Raw genomic sequence first — 25,154 nt, forward strand, 5'->3', positions numbered from 1 at the left:
ACCCCCCACTCGCTGACCGGCACACAGTTTCGCAGCCGACCGCCCATCGGTCGAGGGCGCCACTCCAAGACCCCCGTCGGCGGATCAGCGCTTGATCCGCCGGCCTACCGCCGACCGCACCCGGTTCCACACCTTCCGCTCGTCGCGGATCCGGGGTCGCGAGCCGTCGGCCCGGCAGATGAACACCAGCGGCAGTCGTGCGTCCTCGGTCCAGCCCACGTTGGTGATCCGGGCCTTGAGCTGCCAACTGCCCCTGGTCCGGCCGCCATTGAGGGCGGCGAAGTCGATCGTGGCGGTGGCCCGGTGCACCAGGTGGACGGTGTCCGCTCCGGTCGTACCGGTGATCCGCTCGGTCTGGAAGGTGTTCGGAAGAAAGATCTCGGCGCCGGTCTCCCGGTGGCGGGCCACCAGGTCCAGGCGGGCCTTGCGCACCTGCGCGGTGGCGTCGAGCACCTCGGGGGCGATCTCGTCCATCGGGAGCACCAGCACGTCGCGGCCATCGTCGGCGCGGAAGCCGACAGGCTGGTTCTCCGAGCGCAGCTCGGCGGCGAGGGTCACCGTGACGGCGTGGTCCGCGTGCTGGAGTTCGTCGATCGTGCCGTGCGCGGCGATGCCAGCCTCCCAGTGGGCCAGCTTGCGCAGGTCCGCGACGCGGCCCCGCTCCGCCAGGTATGCCACGGCCCGCAGCAGGGGCGGCAATCCGGCGGCGACGCCACTGGCGAAGCGGTCCTGGATGATCTTCTGGATTTCCAGCGCGACCTCCTCCAGCCACGCCTCGGGGGCCTCCAGCAGCCGCTTGCCGCGCAGTCGGCTGAGCATCTCGTTGCGCAGCCAGCGTCGGTGCAACCGGTCCCGCAGCGGACCGGGCTCGGTGTGCGCGTCGACGATGTCCAGCGCCTCCCGCACGGCCCGGTAGTAGCTCGACGGCTCCAGCGGGCCCGCGGTGACGTTGCGCGCGTCGGTCCTCTGGACGTGGTGGTAGCAGATGTAGTCGGACAGCACCGAGGTGTGTCCGGACAGGAAGTAGGCCCGCGCGACCATCGCGTGGTCCTCCAGCCGACGCTTTCCGCCCTCCGGAAACCGCAGACCGTGCTCGTTGAGGAACGCGCGCCGGAACAGCTTGTGACAGGTCAGGCTGTCGATCAGCGGCGCGTTCGCCAGGGTGGCGTTGAAGCGGTTCTTGCGGAACAGCTCCCGCGGCACAGGGCGTCCGTACCCGGCCATCTTCCCCACCACGATGTCGGCGTCGTTCGCCTTCGCGCAGGCGTAGAGCCGCTCCAGTGCCTCGTCGGCGAACCAGTCGTCGTCGTCGGCGAAGAAGACGTACTCGCCGCGAGCGTGGTCGACGCCGAGGTTGCGCGGACGCGACGGCCAGCCGGAGTTCTCGATGTGCAGCACCCTGATGTGTGGATGCTCGGCGGCCAGCCGGTCCAGCCGCTTCGCGGTGTCGTCGGTCGAGCCGTCGTCGACGAAGATGGCTTCGAACTCGTCGGCGGGCAGTGACTGGCGCAGCAGCGAGGCAGCGAGCTTCTCGATGTGCCGGCCGCAGTTGTACGCCGGCACCACGACGCTCACCTTGGGGACGCCCACCTCGGCCATCAGGATCCCTCCCGCGTCGTCGGTCGATCACCGGGCCGGTCGATGCCTGGTGAACGGGAGGTGAATGGTGTCACCTTGGACGGGTCTTTCCCAAGGCGGGGTCGGGTCGAACGCGGGACCGGCGCAAACGTCGCGAGAGCCTCAGCGGGGACCTTAGGGGTCCGGCCGGGGAAGGATCAGGGGAGTGCCGGGGGCGTGCCGGTGTCCCTGCTGGGCATCGACTCCCTACGCTGGGCCCGTGACACTGATCGCGACCCAGTCGCTCACCAAGACGTACGGAGGTCGGGTCACCGCGTTGGCCGACCTCACCGTCGCCGTCGAGCCCGGGATCATCGGCCTGGTGGGCGCGAACGGCGCCGGCAAATCCACGTTGATCAAGATTCTGCTCGGCCTGATCGCACCAACCAGCGGTCAGGTCTCGGTGCTCGGCATCGACCCGACCGCAGACCCGGCGGCTGTCCGCAACCGCGTCGGCTACATGCCGGAACACGACTGCCTCCCACCGGACCTGTCCGCCGCCGAACTGGTCACCCACCTTGGTCGGATGAGCGGCCTTCCCCGCACCGCGGCCCGCGAGCGTGCCTCGGAGGCGCTGCGGCACGTGGGGCTCTACGAGGAGCGCTATCGCCCGGTCGGTGGCTACTCGACCGGCATGAAGCAGCGCGTCAAGCTGGCCCAGGCGCTGGTGCACGACCCCGACCTGCTGTTGCTGGACGAACCAACAAACGGCCTGGACCCGGCCGGCCGCGACGCCATGCTGGCCCTGGTACACCGGATCGGCACCGAGTTCGGCATCTCCGTGCTGGTCTGTTCGCACCTGCTCGGCGAGGTGGAGCGGATCTGCGACACGCTGATCGCCATCGACGGCGGCAAACTGCTGCGCGCCGACAACATCTCCGCGATGACCTCGGCCACCGACGTGCTCGCCGTGGAGGTCAGCGAGGGCACCGAGGAACTCGCCGCCCGACTCGCCGAGCTGAAACTGCCTGTCGCCCGGGACGGGCGACTGCTCCTCGTGCCGCTCGCCGACGACGGCACCTACGACCTGATCCTCGGTGCGGTCGCCGAACTGGACCTGCCACTGCACCGACTGGACCAGCGCCGGCACCGGGTGGCCGAACTCTTCGCCACGAGGGAGCTCACTCATGCCTGAGCCGTCCACCGCCGCCGTGCGCCCCACGCCGACCGGCGTCATCCACGACATCGGCTACCAACGCTACGAGGGCCCGAGGCTCGGCCGCCGGCAGGTCTTCGGCGCGCTGTACCTGCACGGTCTGCGCACCGCGTTCGGTTTCGGGCGCAGCGCCAAGGCCAAGATCTTCCCGTGGCTGGTGGTCGGCATCGTCAGCCTGGTCGCGGTGGCCCTGGCCGCGATACGCAGCCAGATCGGCGAGCCGGTTGCCACGTACGCCCAGTTCGCCGATGCGATGAGCTGGCTGGTCATCTTCTTCGTCGCGGTCGTCGCCCCGGAACTGGTCTCCCGGGATCTGCGCAGCGGTGTGCTGCCGCTGTACTTCTCCCGGCCGCTGCCGCGCACCGACTACGCGTTGGCCAAGCTGCTGGCACTGGTCACCGCGCTCTGGCTGCTGCTCGGCGGGCCGCAGCTACTGATGTTCCTGGGTGCCGCGTTCACCACCAAGCAGGGCATGCGCGGGGTGTGGAACGAGCTGCTCGACCTGCTGCCCGGGCTGCTCTACGCCGGGCTGTGGGCTGTGGTCTTCGCCTCGATCGGCCTGCTGGTCGCGTCAATGACCGGTAAGCGCGCCTTCGCCGCCGGCGGCGTGGTCGCGGTCTTCCTGATGACCACCCCGATCGTGGGCGTGCTGAGCATCCTGCCGTCGCGCGCCGCCAACGAGCTGGCCGGGCTCGCCTCACCCTCCACTCTTGTGCAGGGGGTGGGCATCTGGTCGCTGGGTGACCTGCTGGTCGAGGGCGATCCGGGCGAGATGATGATCGGCGGGTTCGGCCCGGTCTACGCCCTGGCCGCGGTGCTGCTGGTCGCCGGCGCGACCGCCCTCCTGCTGGCCCGCTACCGGAAGGTCGCCTCCTGATGAGCACGCTGAGCCTGACCGGGGTGTCCCGGTGGTACGGCAACGTGGTCGCTGTCAACGACATCAGCATGGCCCTCGGCCCAGGCGTGACCGGGCTGCTCGGCCCGAACGGCGCCGGCAAGACCACGCTGCTGCACATGATGGCCGGGTTCCTCGCCCCGTCGCGCGGCACCGTCACCCTCGACGACGAGCCGACCTGGCGCAACCCCGACGTCTACCGGCGGCTGGGGCTGGTCAGCGAGCGGGAGGCGGTGCAGGGTTTCCTCACCGCCTACGAGTTCGTGCTGGCCAGCGCGAAGCTGCACCGGCTGCCCGATCCGGCGGCCGCGGCCCGGCGGGCGATCGATCTGGTGGAGCTGGAGTCGGCGCAGGACCGCCGGATCGGCACGTACTCCAAGGGCATGCGCCAGCGTGCCCGGGTGGCCGCCGCGCTGGTGCACGACCCGCAGGTGCTGCTGCTCGACGAGCCGTTCAACGGCATGGACCCGCGCCAGCGGCTGCACATGATGCAGCTGCTGCACACCCTGGGTGACGCTGGCCGGACGATCCTGTTCAGCTCGCACATCCTGGAGGAGGTCGAACAGGTCTCCGGGACGGTGCAGGTGATGGTGGCCGGCCGGTTGGCCGCCTCCGGCGACTTCCGGACCATCCGCCGGTTGATGACCAACCGCCCGCACGTCTTCGCGGTGCGTTCCACCGACGACCGGGCGCTGGCCGTCGCGCTCATCGCCGAGGCGTCGGTGAGTGGGGTCGAGCTGGACCCGACCGGCCTGACCGTGCGGGCCGGTGACTACGGCGCGTTCACCCGGGCGCTGCCCCGGATCGCGCTGAACAAGGGCATCCGGGTACGCCAGCTGGTGCCGTCCGACGAGTCCCTGGAGAGCGTCTTCTCCTACCTGGTGGAGGCCTGACATGTCGACAGTTACCTGGATCACCGCGCGCGGGTTGTTCGGCCGGCGTCGGTTCCTGCTGCTGCTGCCGCTGCCGTTGGTGCTGCTCGGGCTGGCCGTGCTCTGCCGGTCGCTGGGGGTGGACCCGGGCCAGTGGGGGCCGCCGGTGCTTGTCGGCCTCGGGCTGGCCGTGGTGCTGCCGGTGGTCGCGCTGATCATCGGCACGGGCGTGCTGGGCGCCGAGATCGACGACGGCACAGTGGTGCACATCCTGACCAAGCCGCTGCCGCGTTGGCAGATCGTGCTGCCGAAGCTCGCGGTGGCCTCCGGGGTCACCGCCGTCACGGTGGCGGTGCCGCTCTACGTCGCGGGCGTGCTCGCCGATTCGGTACGCCTCGGACTGGCGCTGGCGGTCGCGGCGGCGCTCGGCGCGCTGGCGTACTCGGCGTTGTTCCTGGCGCTCAGCCTGGTCACCAGGCGGCCGGTGCTGCTCGGGCTGGTCTACGTGCTGATCTGGGAGGGGCTGTTGGGCAACTTCGTCAGCGGCACCAAGGTGCTCTCCATCCAGCAGTACGTGATCGCCCTCGCCGACCGGATCGCCCCCACCGGGCTGCTGGAGACCAGCGTGTCGGTGCCTGTGGCGTCGGTGATGACCGCGCTGGTCAGCGTCGGCTTCACAGTGCTCGCCATCGACCGCCTGCGTTCGTTCAGCGTGGCTGGCGAGACGAGCTGACAGCCGTGCGGGACGCTGTTCCGGCCAGCCCCCGCGCGGCGGTAGGGCTGGCCGGATGGACCGGTCGGGCCACCTCGGGCCAGGCTGGTGGGCGTGAGCGTCGAAGCGGAGCGGACGTCGTTGGCTGAGCCATACTCCCGGAGCAGCCGGCCGTGGCTGACCAGCCTGGCCGTCGCCGGGCTGGCCTGTGCCACTGTCGCGACGGCGGCTCAGGGCAGCGGCCAGTTCCACTGGTGGGCGGTGTTCATCCTGATCCCGGCCGCGTTGATCGCGGCCAGCGGTGGGCCGTTGCTGGCTCGCGGCGGCGGCCGGGCCTTCGCCGGGTACATGCTCGCCTGCGTCGGCACGATGGTCTTCGCTGTCGGCGCGCTGCTGATGTTCGGCGTGATGGGGCGAGGTTGGCCGCTCATGGTGGTGCTGCCCTGCCTGGCGGTGGCCGGCACCTACGGCTGGCGCGCCGCCCACCCGCTGGCCCGGGGCCTGCACCGGGCGGTGGCGCTGCTCGCGTTGACCGGCGCGCTGCTCGGCCTGACCCTGCAACTGATCCGGGTGGAGCTGATCCACCTGGAGACCGGTTGGTGGGGCGCCTTCCTGATGTTGGCCGGGGCCATCGTGCTGGGCAACGCGGGCGAGTTGACCCGGCACCGGATGCCGTACCGCCTCCAGGCGATCACCCTGCTGGTGGGGCCCTCCGTGATCGCGTTCCTGCTCGGGCTGCGCTTCCTGCGCGGCTGGTGACCCGCCGGTCCGCCGCCGCCCGAGCGGGCGGCGGCGGACCCCTGTCAGAAGGCGCAGGCGATGACCAACTCCGGGGTACGGTCCGGGAGCAGGTCGAGTTTGCCGATCCGGCCCGCCGCCCGTAGGTCGTCGGCGACCAGCGTGAGCTGCTCCAGCAGTGCCGCGGGGCCGAGCGCCTCCGCCAACGGCACCTCCGCCTTCATCGACAGCTTCCGCTCCGACTTGGCCCGTCGCACCTGGCTCAACGCGTCACCGGCGAGCCGCAGCAGCGCCGGCTCACCCGAGCCCTCGATCGTCCGGGCCACCTCGTGGGTGGTGGGCCACGGCGCCTGGTGCACCGAGCCGTACCGCCACCACGACCAGACCTCCTCGGTCACGTACGGCAGCACCGGGGCGAACAACCGCAGCTGCACCGACAGCGCAGAGGCCAGCGCCGCCCGTGCGGAGTCCGCCGCCGCGCCGGTGCCGTAGGCCCGCTCCTTGACCAGCTCGATGTAGTCGTCGCAGAACCGCCAGAAGAACGCCTCGGTCACCTGCAACGCCGCCGTGTGGTCGTACGAGTCGAAGGCGGTGCCCGCGGCGGTGACCACGGTGGCCAGTTCGGCGAGCATGGCCCGGTCCAGTGGTGTGGTGGCCAACAGCTCCAGGTCGCGGCGCGGCGTCGGACGCGCCGAGCTGGAGTTGTCGTACGGGGCGCGCAGCGCGTCCGCGGCGCCCAGCCCGAGCGCGAACTTGGACGCGTTGAGCAGTTTGGTGGCCAGTCGCCGGCCGACCTTGATCTGCGCCGGGTCGAAGGCCAGGTCCATACCGGGCTTGCCGCTGGCCGCCCAGTAGCGGACAGCGTCGGACCCGTGCTGCTCCAACAGGGCCAGCGGGGTGACCACGTTCCCCTTGGACTTGGCCATCTTCTTGTGGTCCGGGTCGAGGATCCAGCCCGAGAGCACTGTGTCCCGCCAGGGCAGCACCCCGTGCTCGAAGTGCGAGCGGACCACGCTGTCGAAGAGCCAGGTCCGGATGATCTCCTGCCCCTGTGGGCGGAGGTCCATCGGGAAGACCCGGGCGAACAGGTCCGGGTCGGTCTCCCAGCCACCGACGATCTGCGGGGTCACCGAGGACGTGGCCCAGGTGTCCAGCACGTCCGGGTCGCCGATGAAACCGCCCGGTCGGCCGCGTTGCGACTCGTCGTAGCCGGGCGCCGGATCGCTGGATGGGTCGACCGGCAGCGCGGACTCGTCCGGCGTGAGAGGGTGGGACCAGTCCGGCTCGCCAGTGTCGTCGAGCCGGTACCACAGCGGCACCGGCACGCCGAAGAAGCGTTGACGACTGACCAGCCAGTCCCCGTTGAGGCCGCCCACCCAGTTGTCGTAGCGGTGCTTCATGTGCGCCGGCACCCAGTGCAACTGCTCGCCCCTGCCCAGCAGCGTGGCTCGCAGCGCCTCGTCCCGGCCGCCGTTGCGCAGATACCACTGTCGAGTCGAGACGATCTCCAGTGGCCGGTCGCCGCGTTCGTAGAACTTGACCGGGTGGGTGATCGGGCGCGGCTCGCCGATCAGGTCACCGGTGTCGGCCAGCATTCCGACGATCTCCCGGCGGGCGCCGTTGACTGTCTGCCCGGCCAGCGCCGCGTACGGCTGGGTCGGCACCCCGTGCGGCGGCTCGGGGAGCAACCGACCGTCCCGGCCGATCACCACCCGGGTGTCCAGCCCCAGCTCACGCCACCAGGTCACGTCGGTCAGGTCACCGAACGTGCAGACCATAGCGACACCGGTGCCCTTGCCGGGTTCGGCGAGGGGATGGGCGTACACGGGCACCTCGACGTCGAACAGCGGGCTGCGCACTGTGGCGCCCACCAGGTCGGCGTACCGCTCGTCGTCGGGGTGGCAGACCAGCGCCACACAGGCCGGTAGCAGCTCGGGCCGGGTGGTGTCGATGAGCACCTCCCGCCCGTCGGCCGCTGTGAACCGCAGCCGGTGGTAGGCGCCGGGGCGCTCCCGGTCCTCCAACTCCGCCTGGGCGACGGCGGTGGCGAAGCCGACATCCCAGAGGGTCGGCGCCTCCGACTGGTACGCCTCGCCGCGGCGCAGGTTGCGGACGAACGCCCGTTGGCTGGTGGTCCGGGCGATCCGGCCAATGGTCGTGTACGTCAGCGACCAGTCCACCGACAGCCCGAGCCGTCGCCACAGCGCCTCGAAGGCCTGCTCGTCGGTGACAGTCAGCCGTTCGCACAGCTCGATGAAGTTGCGCCGGGAGATTGGGGTGGGGTCGCGGCGGGCCGCGTCGTCGACCGGAGCCGCTGGCGGCCGCCACACCGGGTCGTACGGCAGCGCCGGATCGCAGCGCACCCCGTACACGTTCTGCGCCCGACGCTCGGTGGGCAGGCCGTTGTCGTCCCAGCCCATCGGGTAGAAGACGGCCTTGCCGCGCATCCGCTGGTACCGCGCCGTGGTGTCGGTGTGCGTGTACGAGAAGACGTGCCCCATGTGCAACTCGCCCGATACCGTCGGCGGCGGGGTGTCGATCGAGAACACGTCGCTGCGCTGCTTCGAGCGGTCGAACGCGTACGTGCCTTCCTCCTGCCAGCGGCGTGCCCAGCTCTCCTCGAGCCCGTCCAGTGTCGGACGCTCGGGAACGCCGGCGCGGGCCGTCCTCGCCGTATCGGTCATGCTGCGATCGTAGGCACCTACCGGGTGCGGGGCGACGTAGTTGCGGCCGAACACACCGGCCGGCGGTCGTGGCCGCGGCGGGGCGGCAAGGCTAGATCAGCGAGTCACGCCACTGGCGGTGCAGGGCGGCGTACCGGCCGTCGGCCTCGGCAAGTACGGCCGGCGGTCCGTCCTCGACGACAGTTCCGCCGTCGAGAACGAGCACCCGGTCGGCCGTCTCCACAGTGGAGAGCCGATGGGCGATCACGAGTGCGGTGCGGTCACGCAGGATGGTGCCGAGTGCCCGCTGCACCAGACGTTCCGTCGGCACGTCCAGCGACGACGTCGCCTCGTCCAGGATGAGCACTGTCGGGTCGGCCAGGAACGCGCGGGCGAACGCGACCAGCTGCCGCTGCCCGGCGGAGAGCCGGCCGCCGCGCCGGTGCACCTGGGTGGCGTACCCCTCGGGCAGTGCGGCGATGAAGTCGTGCGCGCCGATCGCCCGCGCGGCGGCCTGGACGGCGGCGTCGTCGGCCCCCGGGCAACCGAACCGGATGTTCTCCGCGACGGTCCCGCTGAACAGGTGGTTCTCCTGCGTTACCAGCACGACCGCGCGGCGCAGGTCGGCGTCGCGTAGGTCGCGCAGGTCGACCCCGTCCAGCCGGACCGTGCCGGTGTCGGGGTCGTGGAACCGGGCCACCAGCTTCGCGATCGTCGACTTGCCCGCCCCGGTGGGGCCGATCAGCGCCACTGTCTGCCCGGCCGGCACTGTCAATTCCAGCCGGCGAAGAATCGGGGTGTCGGCCCGGTAGCCGAAGCCGACCGCACGGAAGATCAACTCACCACGGCCGGGACCTGTCGGCAGCGGTGTGGGCCGGGCGGGTTCGGCGACGCCCGGTCGTTCGTCGAGCACCCCGGCCAGTTTCTCCAACGCGGCGGTGGCCGACTGCAACGAGTTGTAGAACTGGCTCAGCTCCTGCATCGGCTCGAAGAAACGGCGCAGGTAGAGAAGGAACGCGGCGAGCACACCGATCTCGGTCTGCCCGCCGAGCACCCGCCAGCCGCCGTAGCAGAGCACCACAGCCACTGTGACGTTGCCGATCAGCTTGATCGCGGGCGAGTACGTGGCGATCAGCCGAAACGCGTGCAGGCTGCTCCGCCGGTAGTCGTCGCCGAGCGCCACGAAGATCCGTTGGTTGCGAGGCTCCCGGCGGAACGCCTGCACCGCCCGGATGCCCCGCATCGACTCGACGAAGTGCACGATGACCAGCGCGACCGCGTCCCGGGTTCGTCGGTACGCGCTGGCCGACGACCGGGCGAACCAGCGGGAGAGCCAGAACAGGAAGGGGAAGGCGAACAGCGTCACGGCCGCCAGCGGCAGGTCCAGCCAGAGCAGGATGGCGGCCACCGACAGGATGGAGAGCCCGGCCAGCACCAGGCTGTCGATCCCACCGTCGACCAGCTCGGCGATCGAGTCCAGGTCACTGGTGAGCCGGGAGACCATCCGGCCGGACGTGTACCGCTCGTGGAAGCCCACCGACAGCCGCAGGAAATGCCCGAACACCCGCTGCCGCAGGTCGAGCAGGACGGCCTGGCCGATCCGGGCGGAGAGGGTGAGGAAGCCGCGGCGGGCCGCGTACTCGGTCACCGCGGCCACCGCGAACGCCCCGGCGACGGTGACCAGCGGGCCGGCGTCGCCGGCACGCAACGGAGGGATGGCCCGGTCGATCCCGATCATGACCAGGTACGGGCCGGACATCGCGGCGGCGTTCTGGGCCAGCAGCAGGGCGACCGCCGCGGCGAGACGCCTCCGGTGCGGGCGGAGCAGGTCGCCCAGCAGGGTGCGGCTGAGCCGGCGTAGCCGGGCCACCGCCTCGGGGCTGGTGTCCTCGGCTCGACTCCGGTCGGCCTCCGGGTCGGTGGCGGTTCCGCGCCAGCGGGTGAGCTCGGGCTCCTCCTCGGGAGGTGGGTCGGCCTGCTCCGGCACCCTCACGAGTGCACCAGCCCCCACCCGTCCGAAGGGGACGAACTCGGGCCGCTGGCCCCCGCCGGTGGTGGATGCCCGGCGGGCGGCTCGGCGGCGAGCAGCGCCCGGTACGCCGGAACGGTGGCCAGCAGGTCGGAGTGCCGGCCGGTCGCGGTGATCCGTCCGTCCTCCAGCAGGGCGACCCGGTCGGCCAGCGCGATCGTCGACGGCCGGTGCACCACCAGCAGGGCGGTGCTGTCGCGCAGGACCCGCCGCAGCGCCGCTTCGACAAGGGCCTCGGTGTGCACGTCGAGAGCGGAGAGCGGGTCGTCCAGCACGAGCACCGCCGGTCTGCCGAGCACTGCCCGCGCCAACGCGAGCCGTTGCCGTTGCCCGCCGGAGAGGGACAGCCCCTGCTCGCCCACGCGGGTCGCCAACCCCCAGGGCAGGTCGTACGCGAAGTCGGCCTGGGCCAGCGCGAGGGCCGCGCGGATCTCGTCGTCGCCGGCGTCCGGGCGACCCAGTGTGAGGTTTTCCCGCACCGACATGGAGAAGAGCGTCGGCTCCTCGAACGCCACGCCGACCAGCCGACGCAGCGAGGCCAGCCGCAGCTCGCGCAGGTCGTGCCCGTCCAGGGTGATCCGGCCGGTGGTCACGTCGTGCAGTCGGGGCACCAGGGAGAGCAGCGTGCTCTTGCCGGAGGCGGTGGCGCCGACCAGGGCCAGCGTCTCGCCCGGCTCGACGCTCAGGTCGATCTCGTGCAGCACCGCTGTGCTGGCACCCGGGTAGCTGAACGCGACCTGCTCGAAGCGCAGCCGACCGTGCACCGCGCCGCGTGACAGCGCGACCGCTCCGGGAGAGTCAACGATCTGAGGTGGAGTGTCCAGCACCTCCTGGATCCGGTCGGCGGCGGTGGCCGCCTCCTGACCGTTGGCGATGATCCAACCCAGCGACTGCACCGGCCAGATGAGCATCAGTTGGAGGCTGACGAAAGCGACCAGCTCGCCGATGGTGAGCGCGCCCTGCGCGGCGGCGGCCGCCCCCGCCGCCAGCACCACGCCCAGTGTCACGTTGGGCACCAGGTCCAGCAGCGCCGAGGTGTTCGCCAGCAGCCGCCCCTTGCCGACGCCCGTGTCGTGCAGGCGCCGGGCCGCACCGGCGAAGCGAGCGGCCAGCTCGGGCCCCCGCCCGTACGCCTTCATGGTGCGCAGGCCCTGCGCGGTCTCCTCGACAAGCGTTGCCACGTCGCCCTGCTGATCCTGCATTCGGCGGGACGCGGCGTGGTAGTGCCGGCCGAACCGGCGACTGATCAGCAGCAGTGGCACCGCGCTGGCCGCTACCAGCACCCCGAGCGCCGGGTGCAGGTTGATCAGCAGCACCACCACTACCACGTACGTGGTCAGGTTGAGCAGCAGGAAGAACACGCCGAAGGAGAGGAACCGGCGGATCACCGACAGGTCGCTGGTGATCCGGGAGAGCAACTGGCCGGACTGCCAGCGGTCGTGGAAGCTGGTCGGCAACCGTTGCAGGTGGGCGTAGACGTCGGCGCGCAGCGCCGCCTCCATGCCCACCGCCGAGGACGACTGCACCCACCGGCGGATGAAGATGAGCACCGCCTCGACGACGCCGAGCAGCAGCGCCAGGCCGCCGAGCTGGAGCAGCCCGGCCGGTTCGTGTCGGGCCACCGGCCCGTCCACTACCCGCTGAACGACCAGGGGTACGGCGATCCCGGCCGCGGTGCCGGCGAGGCCCGCGACGAGCAGCCAGGCGAACTCGGCGGCGTACGGGCGCAGGTAGGGGCGCAGCCGCCAGAGGTTGTGCACGGGGTGGGTGCCCGCGGCGGCCCGGGCGGCCGGGTCGCCGTCGCTCTCCACAGGCACTACCAGACGGTAGCGTCAATGAGTGTCGATGCTCCTGTCAGCTTGTTGTCAAGCGTCGCTCATGACCGAGAAGCCACTTCTTCACTTCCAGCCCCCAGCGGTAGCCACCGAGTGTGCCGTCGGTGCGAAGAACCCGGTGGCAGGGCACGAAGAGGGCTGCCGCGTTCCGGGCGCAGGCTGCCGCTGCGGCTCGGACCGCCGGTGGTCGACCGGCCAGCGCGGCGTACCCGGTGTAGGTGACCGGGGTGCCCGGTGGGACCTCGCGCAGCACCTGCCAGGCGTGCGCCATGAACTCTCCACCGGTGCGTTGACGCACCGGCACTGTGTCGATGGCGGCGAGGTCACCGTCCAGGTAGGAGTGGACCGCCGCACTGACCGGACCGAGGTCGGCCCGCTCCCGTAGCGGTGCCCGCAGGGCCGGGTGGACCAGGGGCAGCAGCACCGCCGGGTCCGCTGTGAAGCCGGCCGCCCGTACGTCACCGTCAGGGCCGGCGAGGATGCTCAGTGGGCCGGCGGGTGTGCTCAGTACGGTGCTGTCGATGTTCATGCCGCTCTCCAGAGTCTGATCGTGGCGTAGGACCGCCAGGGCCGCCAGCGCTCGGCGTACCTGTCGAGGGTTGGTGGGGTGTCGGGCAGGCCGAGCGCGGCGGCGCCGCGCCGGACCGCGAGGTCGGAGCTGAGCAGGATGTCGGGGTCGCCGAAGGCGCGCATGGCCAGGTAGTTGGCGGTCCACGGGCCGATGCCGGGCAGCGCGAGCAGTCGCCGAACGGCCTCCTCCCGATCCGCCCCAGCCGCGAGGTCGACGGTTCCGTCCACGACGGCACGAGCCAACCCCCGCAGAGCCTCCCGCCGCCCCACAGGCATCCCGAACCCCGAGTCCGGCAGCCCCAAAAGCTCCTCCGCCCCCAAGAACCCCCGCAGATCCCCCGGCTCACCCCGTTGATCATGAAGTTGTCGTCCAGAAACGCCGTCGTCAGTGGCAATAACTTCATGATCAACGCGAGCGTGGGCGGTCAGGAGGCGGGTGAGGGTTGTTCTCGCGGACGTGACCGAGACCTGTTGGCCGATGATGGCGCGGACGGCCTGTTCGAAGCCGTCGACGGCGCGGGGGACGCGGATGCCGGGTTCGGCGACGACCGCCGGGGCCAGCGCCGGGTCGGCGGCCAGCGTGGCGTCGATGGCCGCCGGGTCTGCGTCCAGGTCGAGCAACCGGCGGCAGCGGGCCACCGCCGGCGCCAGGTCGCGCAGGTCGGCGAGCCGCAGCGTCGCCGCCACGTGCCCGTCCACCGGGGTCAGCGCCACCTGGCCGGTGCCGTGCGGCAACCGCAGACCCCTGTGGTACGTCCCGTCGCGGACCGCCTCCACGCCGGGCAACGCCCGCACGGCGAGGAAGTCCAGCAGCGCCCGGGAGTGCAGCGGCGGGCGGTACGCCAGCCGGAGCGCGATGGTCCCCGCCCCGGTCGGCGCCTGCTGGCGACCACGGGCCGTGCGCAGGTCGGACGGGGCGCTCGCGTACACCTCGCGAAGCGTGTCGTTGAACTGCCGCACGCTGCCGAAGCCGGCGGCGAACGCGATCTCGGCCATCGCCAGGTCGGTCGTCTCGATCAGGATCCGGGCGGTCTGGGCGCGTTGGGCCCGGGCCAGCGCGAGCGGCCCGGCACCCATCTCGGCGCTCAGCATCCGGTGCAGGTGCCGCTCGGTGTAGCCCAGCCGGGAGGCCAACCCCGGTACGCCGTCCCGGTCGACCACCCCGTCGGCGATGAGCCGCATCGCCCGACCGACCACGTCCGCGCGGACGTCCCAGAGCGGTGAGCCGGGCGCGGCGTCCGGCCGGCAGCGGCGGCAGGCACGCAGCCCGGCGCCCTGCGCGGCGGCGGCGGACGGGAAGAACCGGACGTTCTGCCGCTTCGGTGTGATCGCCGGGCAGGACGGTCGGCAGTAGATCCCGGTGGACGTCACGCCGGTGTAGAACCAGCCGTCGAACCGCTGGTCACGGCTGTCCACGGCCCGGTAACACCGCTCGAAGTCCATCTCCATGTCACAGATGATGCCCCGCTCGACCGGTCATCGGCTGGCGGGAATCGGACCTGGGTGTGCGTGGCCGGCGCGGGCACCCGCCCCGGGTCAGCGGCGTCGTCGGTGCGGCTGACCGGACCGGCCGGCGCGGGAGCCCTGACCGGTTCGGTCGGCCTGGCCGGCACCGGTGGACCGGTTGGCCTGACCAGCGTGGTTGCCCTGACCGGCGCGGTTGCCCTGGCCGGTCAGCAGGGCCGATCGGAACACACCGTCCGGGTCGTACCGCTTCCACAGCCGCCGGACCCGTGCCCCGGTCTCGCCCGGGTAGATCCGGGCGAACGCCGCGGGGTCCGGCCGACTCTCGAAGTTGACGTACGCGCCGTCGGCGCGTGCCCCGGCGGCCCGCCAGGCGGCGTTCAACGCGGCATCGGCCTGCGGCGGGAACACCGAGGCCACGATCAGCGTGTCCTGGTGGCGATGCGGGTACGCGGTCGCGTCGGAGGCGACGTCGTTGACAGCCCCACCCAACGAGCGGAGCTGGATCACCGCCCGCCCCGGCCCGGTCACCGCTCGCGTCACGGCCCGCGCCCCGGCGTCGTCCAGCGCTGTGAACAGACCGTTTGTGGTCGTGCCACGCTGCTGCCCGACGTTGGGGTTGAGGTGCGCTGTCGGCACCAGCGTCGGGTAGGGCAGCAGGTCGGTCCGGTGTTCGAGCACCTTGCCGATGGCGAGCAGCGGTTCCACAGCCGGTCGGGCCCGGCGCAGGCTCTCGGCGGCGACCACGGCGGTGACGGACATGAGGACCGATCGACCCTCCGCGAACATCACGGCGGCCGCGGACAGTTCCTGTGGCGCCTGCGCGAGGTAGCTCGTCCACTCCCGGACGGTGCGACCGTCCGGATGTGCCTCGATGACCAGCTGCGCGACACCGACGTTGCGCTGTTCGGCCGCCTCGATCTCGAAGGCCACCACGATGCCCGCGCCAGCCCCGGCGCCACGGACCAGCCAGAACAGCTCCGGCTCGTGTTCGGCGTCAGCGCGTACCAGCGTCCCGTCCGCCAGCACCACCTCGACGGCGCGGACCCGGTCGATGGTGAGGCCGTGGGCGCGGACCAGCCAGCCGACACCACCGCCGGTGGCCAGGCCGCCGACGCCGACACCGCCGTAGTCACCCGAGCTGATCACCAGCCCGTACGGGGCCAGCGCCTTCGCCACGTTCGCCCAGCGCGCGCCGGCCTCGACCCGGACCAGCCCGGCCCGCTCGTCGATCACCTGAACCCGGTTGAGCATGGAGAGGTCGATGACCACCCCACCGTTGTTTGACGAGGTTCCGGACAGGCCGTGCCCGCCGCTGCGGACCGCGATCGGCAGCCGCTGCTCCCGCGCGTAGCGCAGCGCGTCCACCACCTGCGCGGTGGTCTTCGGCAGCAGGACCGCTGCCGGGGACGCCGACCTGGTGTACGTCGAGCGCAGTTGCGCGTACCGGCGGTCGCCGGGGGTGACGATCTGCCCCCGGAGGGAGTCGGGCACCCGGGCCATGGCGGTGCTCATCGTTGGCCCCGCAGCTCGCACCTCGGGTGTCCGGGATCGGTCATGGCCCAAGAATGAGCGGGCATGTCGGCCTCGACAAATTCGGCGGACCGGTGCCCGCCGGCCGCTGCGACGCGCGACGCTCGCCGGTACGGGGAGCGCCGCGCGAAGGTGACCGGAATCTCCTGGGTTGACCGGTCAGGCCGGGGCGGTTCCGCTCAACGCGCCGGGCTCGGCATGACAGTCGGCCGGCCCGGCACACCGGGCGGGCCCGGCGGAGTCGTCGGGGTTGGTGAGATCGTCGGTCGGCCCGGCACACCGGGTGGACCCGGCGGAGTCGTCGGGCTTGGCTTGACAGTCGACCGGCCCGGTACGCCGGGCGGGCCCGGCGTGATCGACGGGTCCCCGGGCGCGCCCCCGGGGCTCGGTACGACAGTCGGCACCGTGGTGGGCTCGGACGGGGTGGGCACGGGTGGGCTGGGCACGGCCGCCGGGCCGGCCGGGCTGGGTACGGCCGGGGGAGGCTCGTCCGAGCCGGTCGCGGCCAGGGCGATCGGGGTGGCGATCAGGATCGCCGCCAGGGTGCTCACCGCCCCCACCGTCACTGTGGCGCGACGTCTGTTGCGCACCCGCCGTTCCGCTCGGCTCAACTGGTCATGCACGATCGGTGCCTCCTCGGCCAGGTCGGTGAGGGTGGAGCGGATGAGGTGCTCGAAGGGTTCGGTCATCGCCGTACCTCCAGCCTGTCGACGTCCGGCAGCAGGTCACGCAGTCGCTTCACCGCTCGATGGGTACGGCTGCGTACGGTCCCCACCGAGCAGCCCAGCAACTCGGCCACCCGGGCTTCGGGCAGGTCCTCGTAGTAGCGGAGGACCACCACCGCCCGCTGTGTCGGTGGCAGGTGACGCAGCGCCGCCCGCATCGCCAACCGCACGTCGGTGCCGCCGCTCGGGTCGCCGCCGACCGGTTCGTCGGCCGGGTTGAGCGGTGTCTCCCGCCACCGGCGAAGTCGCCGCCACCAGCTGATCTGCTCGCGGTACATCACCACCCGCAGATAGCCCTCGGGATCGGCGTGCCGAATGGTTCCCCACTTCGGGATGGTCCGCGCCAACGCCGACTGGAACAGGTCCTCGGCGGCGTTGCGGTCACCGGTCAGCAGGTACGCGACCCGCATCAGCGCCGGAGTCCGGCTGCCGACGAACTCGGCCAGCCGCGCGCGCTCGTCCTCGTCCACCCACCACCCCCGTTTCGTTGTCACAGATACAGACGCCCCAGGTCACCGTCGCTATCCACGATCGGTGGGGTTTTTCGGCCCGAAAGTGTCGGTCGTGCCGGGTAGCGTCCGGCCACCAACTGAAGAAGGGGTGCGGCGGATGACGAGCGTGGCGGGTTGGGCGGCGGCGTCGACACCGGGTGCGTTCCCGCCGCTGCCCCGTGCGGTGGCGCAGTCCTTCTACCGCCGGATGCGGGCCGTCGCGCCGGCCGCCGTGGGCGCCATCGAACGGGACCGGGCGGGCGACCCCGAGCAGAGCTTCCCCGACACGGCCTGCGGCCGGTTGGCCGGCTCCCTCGACGACGCGGGCCTGCGGGCGCTCGGGATGTGGACGCACCACTGGTGCATGCGCTTCTACGACGACGACACGAGCGTCGGCCGGCGGTTGATCCGCGAGATCGCCGCGCGGCAGGGGCTGGGTTGGACGGCCGACGAGGTGCGTTGGATGCTGCGCGAGTCGGTCTCGGCCGGGCCGGCCGCGGCCGACCGATTCACACTGCCCCGCGCCGCCGCCGGGCAACTGCCCCCGGCCGACCGTCGGGCCCTGGGCCATTGGCCCGAGGTCGAGGTGCCCCGCCAACGGCGGCCCGACCAGTCTGGTTGATCATGATGTTGGCGGGGCCCGACCGCCACCCGCGGGTGGCGGTCGGGCCCCGCACCGAGCGGGCGGAAGACCGGCTACGGCAGGATGGACGCCGCACCGCCCCCACCGGAAGGACGCTTCGATGCCTGCCAGCGAACCGACCATCATCGCCACCAGCATGGGCTTCTTTCGGGGCAACCGCGGGCCCTACGACCTGCGCCCCAGCCCGGTCTTCGAGCTGGCGGCCGAGTTGGCCGAGGCCGGTCCGCAGCCGCGGGTCTGCTACCTCGGGCAGGCCGTCGGCGACCAGCCCACCTCGTTGACGGCCGTCTACGGCGCGTTCGCCGACACCCGGTTCCGGCTGTCACACCTCGCCCTGTTCCCGATGCCGAACGTCGAGGACGTCCGCGCCCACCTGCTCGCCCAGGACGTGATCTGGGTCGGCGGCGGCAGCGTGGCCAACCTGGTCGCGGTGTGGCGGGTGCACGGGCTCGACGAGATCCTGCACGAGTGCTGGCAGGCCGGCGTGGTGCTGGCCGGCGTCTCCGCCGGCTCGATCTGCTGGCATGTCGGCGGTGCCACCGACAGCTTCGGCCCCCGGCTGCGCGGCTTCACCGAGGGCCTGGCCTGGCTGCCGTACGGCAACGGGGTGCACTACGACAGCGAGGGCCAGCGCCGCCCGCTCATGCACGAGCTGGTCGGTGATGGCACGCTCCCCACCAGCCACTGCACCGACGACGGCGTCGGCCTGGTCTACCGGGGCACCAAGCTGGTCGAGGCAATCGCGGACCGCGACGGCGTCTCGGCGTACGAGGTCAGCCGCGGCGCGGACGGCAGCGTTCGGGAGGCGGTCATCGCCCCCCGCCGGCTCGGTTGAGCGTCACGCCTCCTCGACCGGCTGTCGGCGGCGCAGCGCCGCGTCGAAGACCTGGGCCAGCTCGGCGGCGTCCTCCCCGGCGTGGTGCGTGTGCGGCATGTCGTGCAGGCCCAGCTCCTGCTTGATCGTGCCCTGGCGGGTCTCGGCCCACTCGCTGCCGGTCAACCCCATCCAGTAGCTGCGGAGATCAACACCGGAGCCTGTCGCACCGAACGGGCTGTGCCCGACGAAGCGGATGAAGTACCAGTGCACGAACATGCCGTCCCAGACGGCCGGGGCGGCGAGGAAGGCCGGGCGGCCGATCCGGCGCAGCCCGTCGACCCAGGCCGCCGCGGCGGACATCGCCTCCTGCGCGGTGGGCGCCTCCCGCAGCAGCCGGTCCCGGTCCAGGCCGGAGACGGCCAGCGCCGCCGGGACGAACTCGTCGGAGATGGGACGCAGCTCGGTGTAGAAGGTGAGGTCCGGGCGGCCGGCTACGGCCATGCCCAGCGAGATCATGCTGTACGGCCCGGGGATCGGCCCGTCCGCCTCCACATCGACGGCGATGTACAGCTCGGGCAACGTCGAGGTCATTCTGCCTCCAGCAGCGGAACATCGAACCGGGAGATTAGCAACGCCGGACAGGACCCGGTGGGAGCGACGATCGACCAGCGGCTCGGCGCCGAATCGGAGCCGCCTGGACCGGCCCGGCCGGGACCGGCGTAAGCTGGCCCGTCGTGAGTCTCACCATCGGCATCGTCGGCCTGCCCAACGTCGGCAAGAGCACGCTTTTCAACGCGTTGACCAAGAACGACGTGCTGGCGGCGAACTATCCGTTCGCCACCATCGAGCCCAACGTCGGCGTGGTCGGGCTGCCCGACGAGCGGCTGGGCAAGCTGGCCGAGATCTTCTCCTCGCAGAAGGTGCTGCCGGCGCCGGTGTCGTTCGTCGACATCGCCGGCCTGGTCCGCGGCGCGTCGAAGGGGCAGGGCCGGGGCAACGCCTTCCTGGCCAACATCCGCGACGCCTCGGCGATCTGCCAGGTCGTCAGGGCCTTCTCCGACCCGAACGTGGTGCACGTCGACGGCAAGATCTCCCCGGCCGACGACATCGAGACGATCAACACCGAGCTGATCCTCGCCGACCTGCAGACCCTGGACAAGGCGCTGCCCCGGTTGGAGAAGGAGGCCAAGCTCCGCAAGGACCGGGCCGCCGCTGTCGCCGCCGCGAAGGCCGCGATCGAGGTGCTCGACGGTGGCACCACCCTCTACTCCGGGGCCGCCGCCGCCAAGATCGAGCTGGAACACCTGCGCGAGCTGCACCTGCTCACCACCAAGCCCTTCCTGTACGTCTTCAACGTCGACGAGGCCGAGCTGGCCAACGAGACGTTCCTCGACGAGTTGCGCGCCCTGGTCGCCCCCGCCGAGGCGATCTTCATGGACGCCAAGATCGAATCTGAGTTGGTGGACCTGCCCGAGGACGAGGCCCGCGAGCTGCTGGAGTCGATCGGGCAGAACGAGCCCGGCCTCAACCAACTCGTCCGGGTCGGCTTCCGCACCCTCGGCCTCCAGACGTACCTCACGGCCGGCCCCAAGGAAGCGCGCGCCTGGACCGTCCCGGTCGGCGCCACCGCGCCGGAGGCCGCGGGTGTCATCCACAGCGACTTCCAGCGCGGCTTCATCAAGGCCGAGGTGGTCTCGTACCACGACCTGGTCGAGCACGGTTCGATGGCGGCGGCCAAGGCGGCGGGCAAGGTCCGCATCGAGGGCAAGGAGTACGTCATGCAGGACGGCGACGTGGTGGAGTTCCGCTTCAACGTCTGAGTCGGGCCTGTTCTCGCAGGTTAGACGGTTGGGCATGGCTACGAGGCGTGAAGATATAGACACGTCCGGGCCGGCACGAGCGAGCTGGTCGTCGTCTTGCCCGCGCCGTTTAACCATACGATCACGGGGAGCGGGATGGTTTGCCGCGATCGACGGGTCTTCGGCTGCGTGCGCACCCTGGATCGCGGAGCGAACTGCCATTCGTTCGATCTGAACTGTCCGGGTCGTGCTGGCGCCAAGCCTCAGTCATCCCCGTACTCGTCTACGTCCAGCTCGGCCCCCGTGCGGTAAAGGAACTCCAGGACCCTGCGATCTAGGTGCCAGCCGAGACGCTGATGCTGGCCGGGTAAGCGGACCAGGTCAGCGCCGTTCGGCTGCGGACTCTGCCCTTCGTCACCGTCGTCGTTGAAGTAGCGCACAACCTGGAGCGTCCCGGTGATGCCCTCTCCCTCTGACGCGTCGATCTCTCTGGCGAGAGCCGCGATCTCATCGGCGAAGGGCTCAAGTCGCTCGATGAGGCAGTCAATCTGCTCATCGAGCGTCAGGCCGCCATCACGGCACACAAGCCTCCACGCATGGACACGGGGCGCCGGAGGGTCCTCCCTCTTGCTGGCCCTGACGCTAATCTCGTCTGGCTCCATGCCCAAGCGGGCCGCCATCTCGTGCGGCGGCACGTGCTCCGAGCGCAATGTGAAGTACACATACTGAAGTACCCGCATGCCTCCGATCATGGCAACGGGCCTGCGCAGCGAACAGCCTGCAACACCGCTTCGTGCCCGATCCGCGCCCGACGCAGCGGTCAACGCAGGTCGACGGTGGCACTCAGGTGGCCTCAGCCCGAACGCTCCGTGCTTCTCTATCAGTCGGTATGGCTGCTCGAGGTGTGAATCACCGCGATTCCCAAGCTGACTCTTCAGTTGGATCGAGACAGCTCGCCCCCTCTAGCTGGTTCGGGCGGACTCGGAACTGAGTTGCTCCGTCCTCGGCTTCCACATGGTCGGGACATGGCACCTCACGAACGTCGGCCGAGGCAGAGCAGCGCCAGGAAGGATGTCGTCATCCAAGAAGAAGATCGGCACCTTGTCGACGAAGGCGGGTGCGCTCCTTCGAGTGCTGGTGCCCGCTCCCCAGTAGGGCGGGGCGACGGCAGACGAGACGGCGGGGCGCACCGCTACATTTGCGTCGAGGCTGGATACTCCCACCATGAACCAGATCTGGCCGGTTTTTCTCGTCGCCGCGCTTGGTGTTACCGGTACCCTCGGGGCCGCTATTTCGACCCAGTTCCTTACCACTCGCCGCGAGGACCGTCGATGGAATGTGGAGCGCGAACGTGAGCAGGAACGCTGGGAGCGAGAGCGCGAAGACCGAGCGAGGGAGTGGCAGCGAGAGGATGAGCTTCGGCATCGCGAGTCCCGCGAAGAGACCTACAAAGAGTTCATGCAGACCATTTGCAATTGGGGTCGACGAGCGGCTGATATCAGGCAGATGATCGAGTCCCGAGAGGGTCATCTGTTCATCGTGGATACCGACGATCTCTACGAAGCCAGCGTGAATGCCATAGGCATCATGGCGGAGCTGGAGCTTTCGGCCTCCGCGCCGGTCCGAGATTCCGCCCGTGAATGCTGCGACGTCATGTCGAGGTTCGTCGCCGAGGTGGATGCCGTACTTCCCATGTCGGAAGGAGCGGATGGACTTGATGTTCCTGTTAGGCTTCACGACAGCTATAAGGCTGTCGCCAGAAAGACCGTTGAATTAATGCGCGCCGATCGTGGCCTCATGTCTCTGGCCGCGATCAATCCGCAAATGCTGCCCAATGCCCGGCCTGGTTCGCCAGCGCCGTTTGGGCAGGACGTCGATCGGTTCGAGCGGTTTCAGGGCGGCTTGGGGAAGGCGAGGGCCAGCTCCCGATCGTGAGTCTGTGAGCCAACGGTCGGCGCCCAGGACGATCTGCCACAGCTGCCGACCGGCGGTGTCGATCACTTGATGGACGGCGTTCGTCGCCTGCTCGGCTTGCGTTTTCTTCCGGCCCTGGCGTTCGCGAACTGTCGTTGGCGCTGGTCTTGTTGCTGCCGCTGCCAGTCGCGTCGCCGACGGTCGCGTCGTCGCTGGTAGCCGCGGGCGATCACAGCTAACGCCATCCACCCGGACAGAACCAGGCCTGCCGCTCCGACCACCCCTTGCAGCCGGCCCCGGTGCCCGCTGAGGATGCCGAAATCGGTGACGAAATCCTCCGGATCATTGGGATTGACCCAGATTCGTACCGCACTGCCGGCCGGCAGGCACACCTCCCAACAGCCGACCTCGGCCTGACGCTGAGCACCGACGAACTCGTAGCGCAGGTGCATCGTGTTCCGCCGCTTGTGCACGAGTTCTTCGACGACTGCCTGGGCTGGCACGCCATGAACCCACAGGTGACTCTCCCAAGCGTCGTTGTCCTGAAAGGTCTTGAAAGGCAGCCACATCATGACCATCCCGACCAGGAGGCCGAGTGCGTAGACGGGGTAGCGGGCGCGCCACCAGCTCCGCAGGATCTGCACGGTGACCATGGTGACAGTCGATGTCGACAGGCGGCGGTAGGTTGACCGCATGACGGAACAGCTGCTCCGGTCGTCGTTTGGCGCGGCGGCGACCGCGTACGCCGAGCACCGCCCGGACTACGCGCAGGCCGCGGTGCGGTGGGCGTTGGAGCCCGCCCCCGGCCTACGCGTGCTCGACCTGGGCGCCGGCACCGGCAAGCTGTCCGCGACGCTCGTGGCGGTGGGCGCGGACGTCGTGGCGGTCGAACCTGACCCGGCGATGCTCGCCGAGCTACGCCGTGCGGTGCCGGCTGTCCGTGCCCTGGCGGGCAGCGCCGAGGCGATCCCGTTGCCGGACGGGTCCGTCGACGCCGTGCTCGCCGGCAACGCTCTGCACTGGTTCGACATGGCCGTTGCCGGGGCGGAAATCGCCAGAGTTCTCGCACCCGGCGGTGTCCTGGCCGGTCTGTGGAACATCATGGACGACCGGATCGACTGGGTTGCCGGGCTCGAACGGGTCAGCGGGAGTGCGGCAATTGGCCCGCGTGACACCCTGAGCAGTTGGCGCACGGCTACGGCGGACATGCTCGTTCCGAGCACCGGCCTGGTCGCGCGGTTCGGGTCGCCGGAGCCTGTCGAGTTCCCGCACGGGCAGCGCCGTACCGCCGACTCGCTCGTCGCGACGCTCGCGACGCGGGCCGGGATGCTGGTCATGCCGGAAGAGGAGCGAACGGCAACGCTCGGCCGGATCCGCGCGTTCCTCGGGAGTCGACCCGAAACCGCGCACGACGAGTTCACCCTGCCGATGCTGACCGGCGTCCTGCGCGCCCGCCGGAGCTGAGGGTCCGCGACCCGGTGAACCGACATCGGGGCGGGGCATTGAAAGCTTTGTTGGCAGGTGCCGAGGTGGCGCTCGTGGGCCTGTTCTCGGCGAAGGACAGGGAGTTCGACAGCAAGCTCAATCTGCTGGCCAGCGTGGTGGAAGCCCACGGTGGCCAGGTCGTGAGCCGGCACGTGCAGCGGCGGGGTGTCTCTTCCGGCGGCGCGGACAAGATGGGCGACCCGTTCTCGCGGCGAACGTTGCTCAGCCCCGGCAGGGCCCGCGAAATCGCCGAGGCCTGCTGGCAGCGCGGGGTCGGCGTCGCGGTGTTCGCGAACCCCTTGACCGACCACCAGCGGGCCGTCCTTACGGATATGTTCGGCTGTCCCGTCCTGACTGGCGAGGACCTCCGATAGGTCAGGGACGGACGGCCTTCTCGCCATGGACGGTTGCGTACTCCGCGGCGAGCCAGGGCCCGAGGTCGTCGATGAGTTCGCGGAGCACGCCTGGAACCGGCGAAGGCGTGCGGCCGACAACGGCAGCTCGACGCATCTGCCCGGCGCGTTCCGGATAGTAAAGCCCGAACGCCTCGGCGGACTCGGTGAGGTCGCTCGTCCAGCCTCCCCACCGAGGCATGATCAGCGTGAATCCCGTCCTGACGATGCGCCGGGCGACGAGCCGGCTGAGGGCCTTACGTTGCTGGTCGGTGTTTGCTTCGGCTGCGTGGCGGCGCCACTCCGGAAGCGCAAGGGACAGGTCACCGTTCGTCTCGCGGGCGAGCAGGGGAGTGGGCCGGTAGCGGGGGAGTTGGTCGGCGAGGTCGTCGCCCAGCAGGGGGGTGCACAGGCAGGCGACGAAGAAGCCGAGGTCGTGCCGCTCAAGCTCGCTGAGCAGCGTGCGTGCACTGAACAGCAGGACGCCCACGCCGTCGATTTGCGGAAAGGACCGGTCGAGGTCTTGCTCGATCCTGGTGGCAGCCGCCCGGTCGGCCTCGGTTGGTTCGGTGCGCAGGGCGAGCAGCAGGTCGAGGTCGGAGACGCCCAGGATGGCGGTGCCGCGCGGGATGCTGCCGTAGATGTAGGCGCTGTGCAGCAGAGCACCGTCGAACGACTCGGCTATCCGAGCGCGTGCCGCGTCGACAACACCGGCGAACGCGGGCGGGACCCGACTCAGCGCACCCTCGCGCGCAATCCAGCCCTCGGCGTCCAGTCCTCTCCCGGCCATGGGGACACTCTGCC

General features: G+C 70.8%; 24 protein-coding genes. 11 read left to right on the forward strand and 13 right to left on the reverse strand.

Features of this window, described 5'->3' with window-relative positions:
- Positions 1-84: 84 nt before the first annotated feature.
- Positions 85-1,599, reverse strand: a complete 1,515-nt coding sequence (locus tag AB0C19_RS27315; protein WP_357189880.1) for a glycosyltransferase family 2 protein — start codon at positions 1,597-1,599, stop codon at positions 85-87.
- A 238-nt stretch (positions 1,600-1,837) separates the two neighbouring features.
- On the opposite strand from AB0C19_RS27315, the gene AB0C19_RS27320 reads away from it, so the two are divergent.
- From AB0C19_RS27320 to AB0C19_RS27340, 5 genes are all read left to right on the forward strand, one after another.
- Positions 1,838-2,752: an ABC transporter ATP-binding protein gene (locus AB0C19_RS27320; protein WP_196919718.1), complete on the forward strand. Its 915-nt coding sequence runs from the start codon at positions 1,838-1,840 to the stop codon at positions 2,750-2,752.
- Positions 2,745-3,650 (forward strand): ABC transporter permease, encoded by a 906-nt coding sequence (locus AB0C19_RS27325; RefSeq protein ID WP_357189882.1) that lies wholly within the window; start codon positions 2,745-2,747, stop codon positions 3,648-3,650. Before AB0C19_RS27320 ends, AB0C19_RS27325 begins: the two co-directional genes overlap by 8 nt.
- Positions 3,650-4,561 (forward strand): ABC transporter ATP-binding protein, encoded by a 912-nt coding sequence (locus AB0C19_RS27330; RefSeq protein WP_091406310.1) that lies wholly within the window; start codon positions 3,650-3,652, stop codon positions 4,559-4,561. Before AB0C19_RS27325 ends, AB0C19_RS27330 begins: the two co-directional genes overlap by 1 nt.
- A gap of 1 nt (position 4,562) precedes the next feature.
- A complete protein-coding gene (locus tag AB0C19_RS27335; protein ID WP_357189885.1) occupies positions 4,563-5,273 on the forward strand; it encodes an ABC transporter permease subunit in 711 nt (236 codons plus the stop codon).
- Positions 5,274-5,366: 93 nt separating this feature from the next.
- Entirely contained in the window at positions 5,367-6,011 is a 645-nt protein-coding gene (locus AB0C19_RS27340) for a hypothetical protein (protein ID WP_124822273.1), read from the forward strand.
- Between the two features lie 44 nt (positions 6,012-6,055).
- On the opposite strand, the gene valS is transcribed toward AB0C19_RS27340, so the two are convergent.
- The 8 genes from valS to AB0C19_RS27380 all read right to left on the reverse strand — a co-directional run bounded on the left by valS (position 6,056) and on the right by AB0C19_RS27380 (position 17,279).
- A complete protein-coding gene (gene valS, locus AB0C19_RS27345) occupies positions 6,056-8,674 on the reverse strand; it encodes a valine--tRNA ligase (protein ID WP_357189887.1) in 2,619 nt (872 codons plus the stop codon).
- A gap of 91 nt (positions 8,675-8,765) precedes the next feature.
- Positions 8,766-10,646 (reverse strand): ABC transporter ATP-binding protein, encoded by a 1,881-nt coding sequence (locus AB0C19_RS27350; protein ID WP_357189889.1) that lies wholly within the window; start codon positions 10,644-10,646, stop codon positions 8,766-8,768.
- Positions 10,643-12,499 carry an ABC transporter ATP-binding protein gene (locus tag AB0C19_RS27355; protein ID WP_357189891.1) on the reverse strand — a complete coding sequence of 619 codons (1,857 nt, stop codon included), beginning with the start codon at positions 12,497-12,499 and terminating at the stop codon, positions 10,643-10,645. The genes AB0C19_RS27350 and AB0C19_RS27355 overlap by 4 nt, the downstream gene beginning before the upstream one ends.
- Positions 12,500-12,536: 37 nt before the next feature.
- Positions 12,537-13,046, reverse strand: coding sequence for a methylated-DNA--[protein]-cysteine S-methyltransferase (locus tag AB0C19_RS27360; RefSeq protein ID WP_357189893.1), 510 nt, complete (start codon positions 13,044-13,046; stop codon positions 12,537-12,539).
- Positions 13,043-14,536: an AlkA N-terminal domain-containing protein gene (locus AB0C19_RS27365; RefSeq protein WP_357189895.1), complete on the reverse strand. Its 1,494-nt coding sequence runs from the start codon at positions 14,534-14,536 to the stop codon at positions 13,043-13,045. Before AB0C19_RS27365 ends, AB0C19_RS27360 begins: the two co-directional genes overlap by 4 nt.
- A gap of 87 nt (positions 14,537-14,623) precedes the next feature.
- Positions 14,624-16,066: an FAD-dependent oxidoreductase gene (locus tag AB0C19_RS27370; RefSeq protein ID WP_357189897.1), complete on the reverse strand. Its 1,443-nt coding sequence runs from the start codon at positions 16,064-16,066 to the stop codon at positions 14,624-14,626.
- 197 nt (positions 16,067-16,263) lie between these two features.
- Positions 16,264-16,773: a hypothetical protein gene (locus tag AB0C19_RS27375; protein ID WP_357189899.1), complete on the reverse strand. Its 510-nt coding sequence runs from the start codon at positions 16,771-16,773 to the stop codon at positions 16,264-16,266.
- Positions 16,770-17,279: a SigE family RNA polymerase sigma factor gene (locus AB0C19_RS27380; protein ID WP_091406289.1), complete on the reverse strand. Its 510-nt coding sequence runs from the start codon at positions 17,277-17,279 to the stop codon at positions 16,770-16,772. Before AB0C19_RS27380 ends, AB0C19_RS27375 begins: the two co-directional genes overlap by 4 nt.
- Positions 17,280-17,418: 139 nt before the next feature.
- On the opposite strand from AB0C19_RS27380, the gene AB0C19_RS27385 reads away from it, so the two are divergent.
- Together AB0C19_RS27385 and AB0C19_RS27390 are read left to right on the forward strand one after the other, a co-directional pair.
- Positions 17,419-17,922 carry a hypothetical protein gene (locus AB0C19_RS27385; RefSeq protein ID WP_357189901.1) on the forward strand — a complete coding sequence of 168 codons (504 nt, stop codon included), beginning with the start codon at positions 17,419-17,421 and terminating at the stop codon, positions 17,920-17,922.
- Positions 17,923-18,043: 121 nt separating this feature from the next.
- Positions 18,044-18,778 (forward strand): peptidase E, encoded by a 735-nt coding sequence (locus AB0C19_RS27390; protein ID WP_357189903.1) that lies wholly within the window; start codon positions 18,044-18,046, stop codon positions 18,776-18,778.
- 3 nt (positions 18,779-18,781) lie between these two features.
- Here AB0C19_RS27390 and AB0C19_RS27395 read toward each other — a convergent pair whose 3' ends face one another.
- The gene (locus tag AB0C19_RS27395; protein ID WP_357189905.1) at positions 18,782-19,351 is read right to left on the reverse strand and encodes an exonuclease; all 570 of its coding nucleotides are present in this window, start codon (positions 19,349-19,351) and stop codon (positions 18,782-18,784) included.
- A 143-nt stretch (positions 19,352-19,494) separates the two neighbouring features.
- Here AB0C19_RS27395 and ychF point away from each other — a divergent pair, with 143 nt between their 5' ends.
- Positions 19,495-20,580 carry a redox-regulated ATPase YchF gene (ychF, locus tag AB0C19_RS27400; RefSeq protein WP_112670729.1) on the forward strand — a complete coding sequence of 362 codons (1,086 nt, stop codon included), beginning with the start codon at positions 19,495-19,497 and terminating at the stop codon, positions 20,578-20,580.
- A gap of 242 nt (positions 20,581-20,822) precedes the next feature.
- Here ychF and AB0C19_RS27405 read toward each other — a convergent pair whose 3' ends face one another.
- Positions 20,823-21,299: a DUF4279 domain-containing protein gene (locus AB0C19_RS27405; protein ID WP_357189908.1), complete on the reverse strand. Its 477-nt coding sequence runs from the start codon at positions 21,297-21,299 to the stop codon at positions 20,823-20,825.
- Positions 21,300-21,783: 484 nt separating this feature from the next.
- Here AB0C19_RS27405 and AB0C19_RS27410 point away from each other — a divergent pair, with 484 nt between their 5' ends.
- On the forward strand, positions 21,784-22,494 hold the full coding sequence (locus AB0C19_RS27410; RefSeq protein WP_357189910.1) for a hypothetical protein: 711 nt from the start codon (positions 21,784-21,786) through the stop codon (positions 22,492-22,494).
- A 62-nt stretch (positions 22,495-22,556) separates the two neighbouring features.
- On the opposite strand, the gene AB0C19_RS27415 is transcribed toward AB0C19_RS27410, so the two are convergent.
- On the reverse strand, positions 22,557-23,126 hold the full coding sequence (locus AB0C19_RS27415) for a DUF3592 domain-containing protein (protein WP_357189912.1): 570 nt from the start codon (positions 23,124-23,126) through the stop codon (positions 22,557-22,559).
- Positions 23,127-23,166: 40 nt separating this feature from the next.
- Between AB0C19_RS27415 and AB0C19_RS27420 the strand changes: the two genes are divergently transcribed.
- Together AB0C19_RS27420 and AB0C19_RS27425 are read left to right on the forward strand one after the other, a co-directional pair.
- Positions 23,167-23,937, forward strand: a complete 771-nt coding sequence (locus AB0C19_RS27420) for a class I SAM-dependent methyltransferase (protein ID WP_357189914.1) — start codon at positions 23,167-23,169, stop codon at positions 23,935-23,937.
- Positions 23,938-24,002: 65 nt separating this feature from the next.
- Positions 24,003-24,332 (forward strand): hypothetical protein, encoded by a 330-nt coding sequence (locus AB0C19_RS27425; RefSeq protein WP_266304457.1) that lies wholly within the window; start codon positions 24,003-24,005, stop codon positions 24,330-24,332.
- Between the two features lies 1 nt (position 24,333).
- Here AB0C19_RS27425 and AB0C19_RS27430 read toward each other — a convergent pair whose 3' ends face one another.
- Positions 24,334-25,140, reverse strand: coding sequence for a hypothetical protein (locus AB0C19_RS27430; protein WP_357189916.1), 807 nt, complete (start codon positions 25,138-25,140; stop codon positions 24,334-24,336).
- Between the last annotated feature and the right edge of the window lie 14 nt (positions 25,141-25,154).

This window comes from Micromonospora sp. NPDC048842 (assembly GCF_040649935.1).
Lineage (GTDB): Bacteria > Actinomycetota > Actinomycetes > Mycobacteriales > Micromonosporaceae > Micromonospora > Micromonospora hortensis.

Excerpts from the sequence above, each read along its gene's own strand:
- AB0C19_RS27315 (WP_357189880.1), bottom strand. The coding sequence starts at position 1,599 with ATGGCCGAGGTGGGCGTCCCCAAGGTGAGCGTCGTGGTGCCGGCGTAC.
- AB0C19_RS27325 (WP_357189882.1), top strand. The coding sequence starts at position 2,745 with ATGCCTGAGCCGTCCACCGCCGCCGTGCGCCCCACGCCGACCGGCGTC.
- AB0C19_RS27330 (WP_091406310.1), top strand. The coding sequence starts at position 3,650 with ATGAGCACGCTGAGCCTGACCGGGGTGTCCCGGTGGTACGGCAACGTG.
- AB0C19_RS27335 (WP_357189885.1), top strand. The coding sequence starts at position 4,563 with ATGTCGACAGTTACCTGGATCACCGCGCGCGGGTTGTTCGGCCGGCGT.
- valS (WP_357189887.1), bottom strand. The coding sequence starts at position 8,674 with ATGACCGATACGGCGAGGACGGCCCGCGCCGGCGTTCCCGAGCGTCCG.
- AB0C19_RS27360 (WP_357189893.1), bottom strand. The coding sequence starts at position 13,046 with ATGAACATCGACAGCACCGTACTGAGCACACCCGCCGGCCCACTGAGC.
- AB0C19_RS27365 (WP_357189895.1), bottom strand. The coding sequence starts at position 14,536 with ATGGAGATGGACTTCGAGCGGTGTTACCGGGCCGTGGACAGCCGTGAC.
- AB0C19_RS27370 (WP_357189897.1), bottom strand. The coding sequence starts at position 16,066 with ATGAGCACCGCCATGGCCCGGGTGCCCGACTCCCTCCGGGGGCAGATC.
- AB0C19_RS27375 (WP_357189899.1), bottom strand. The coding sequence starts at position 16,773 with ATGACCGAACCCTTCGAGCACCTCATCCGCTCCACCCTCACCGACCTG.
- AB0C19_RS27385 (WP_357189901.1), top strand. The coding sequence starts at position 17,419 with ATGACGAGCGTGGCGGGTTGGGCGGCGGCGTCGACACCGGGTGCGTTC.
- AB0C19_RS27390 (WP_357189903.1), top strand. The coding sequence starts at position 18,044 with ATGCCTGCCAGCGAACCGACCATCATCGCCACCAGCATGGGCTTCTTT.
- AB0C19_RS27395 (WP_357189905.1), bottom strand. The coding sequence starts at position 19,351 with ATGACCTCGACGTTGCCCGAGCTGTACATCGCCGTCGATGTGGAGGCG.
- AB0C19_RS27405 (WP_357189908.1), bottom strand. The coding sequence starts at position 21,299 with ATGCGGGTACTTCAGTATGTGTACTTCACATTGCGCTCGGAGCACGTG.
- AB0C19_RS27410 (WP_357189910.1), top strand. The coding sequence starts at position 21,784 with ATGAACCAGATCTGGCCGGTTTTTCTCGTCGCCGCGCTTGGTGTTACC.
- AB0C19_RS27415 (WP_357189912.1), bottom strand. The coding sequence starts at position 23,126 with ATGGTCACCGTGCAGATCCTGCGGAGCTGGTGGCGCGCCCGCTACCCC.
- AB0C19_RS27420 (WP_357189914.1), top strand. The coding sequence starts at position 23,167 with ATGACGGAACAGCTGCTCCGGTCGTCGTTTGGCGCGGCGGCGACCGCG.
- AB0C19_RS27430 (WP_357189916.1), bottom strand. The coding sequence starts at position 25,140 with ATGGCCGGGAGAGGACTGGACGCCGAGGGCTGGATTGCGCGCGAGGGT.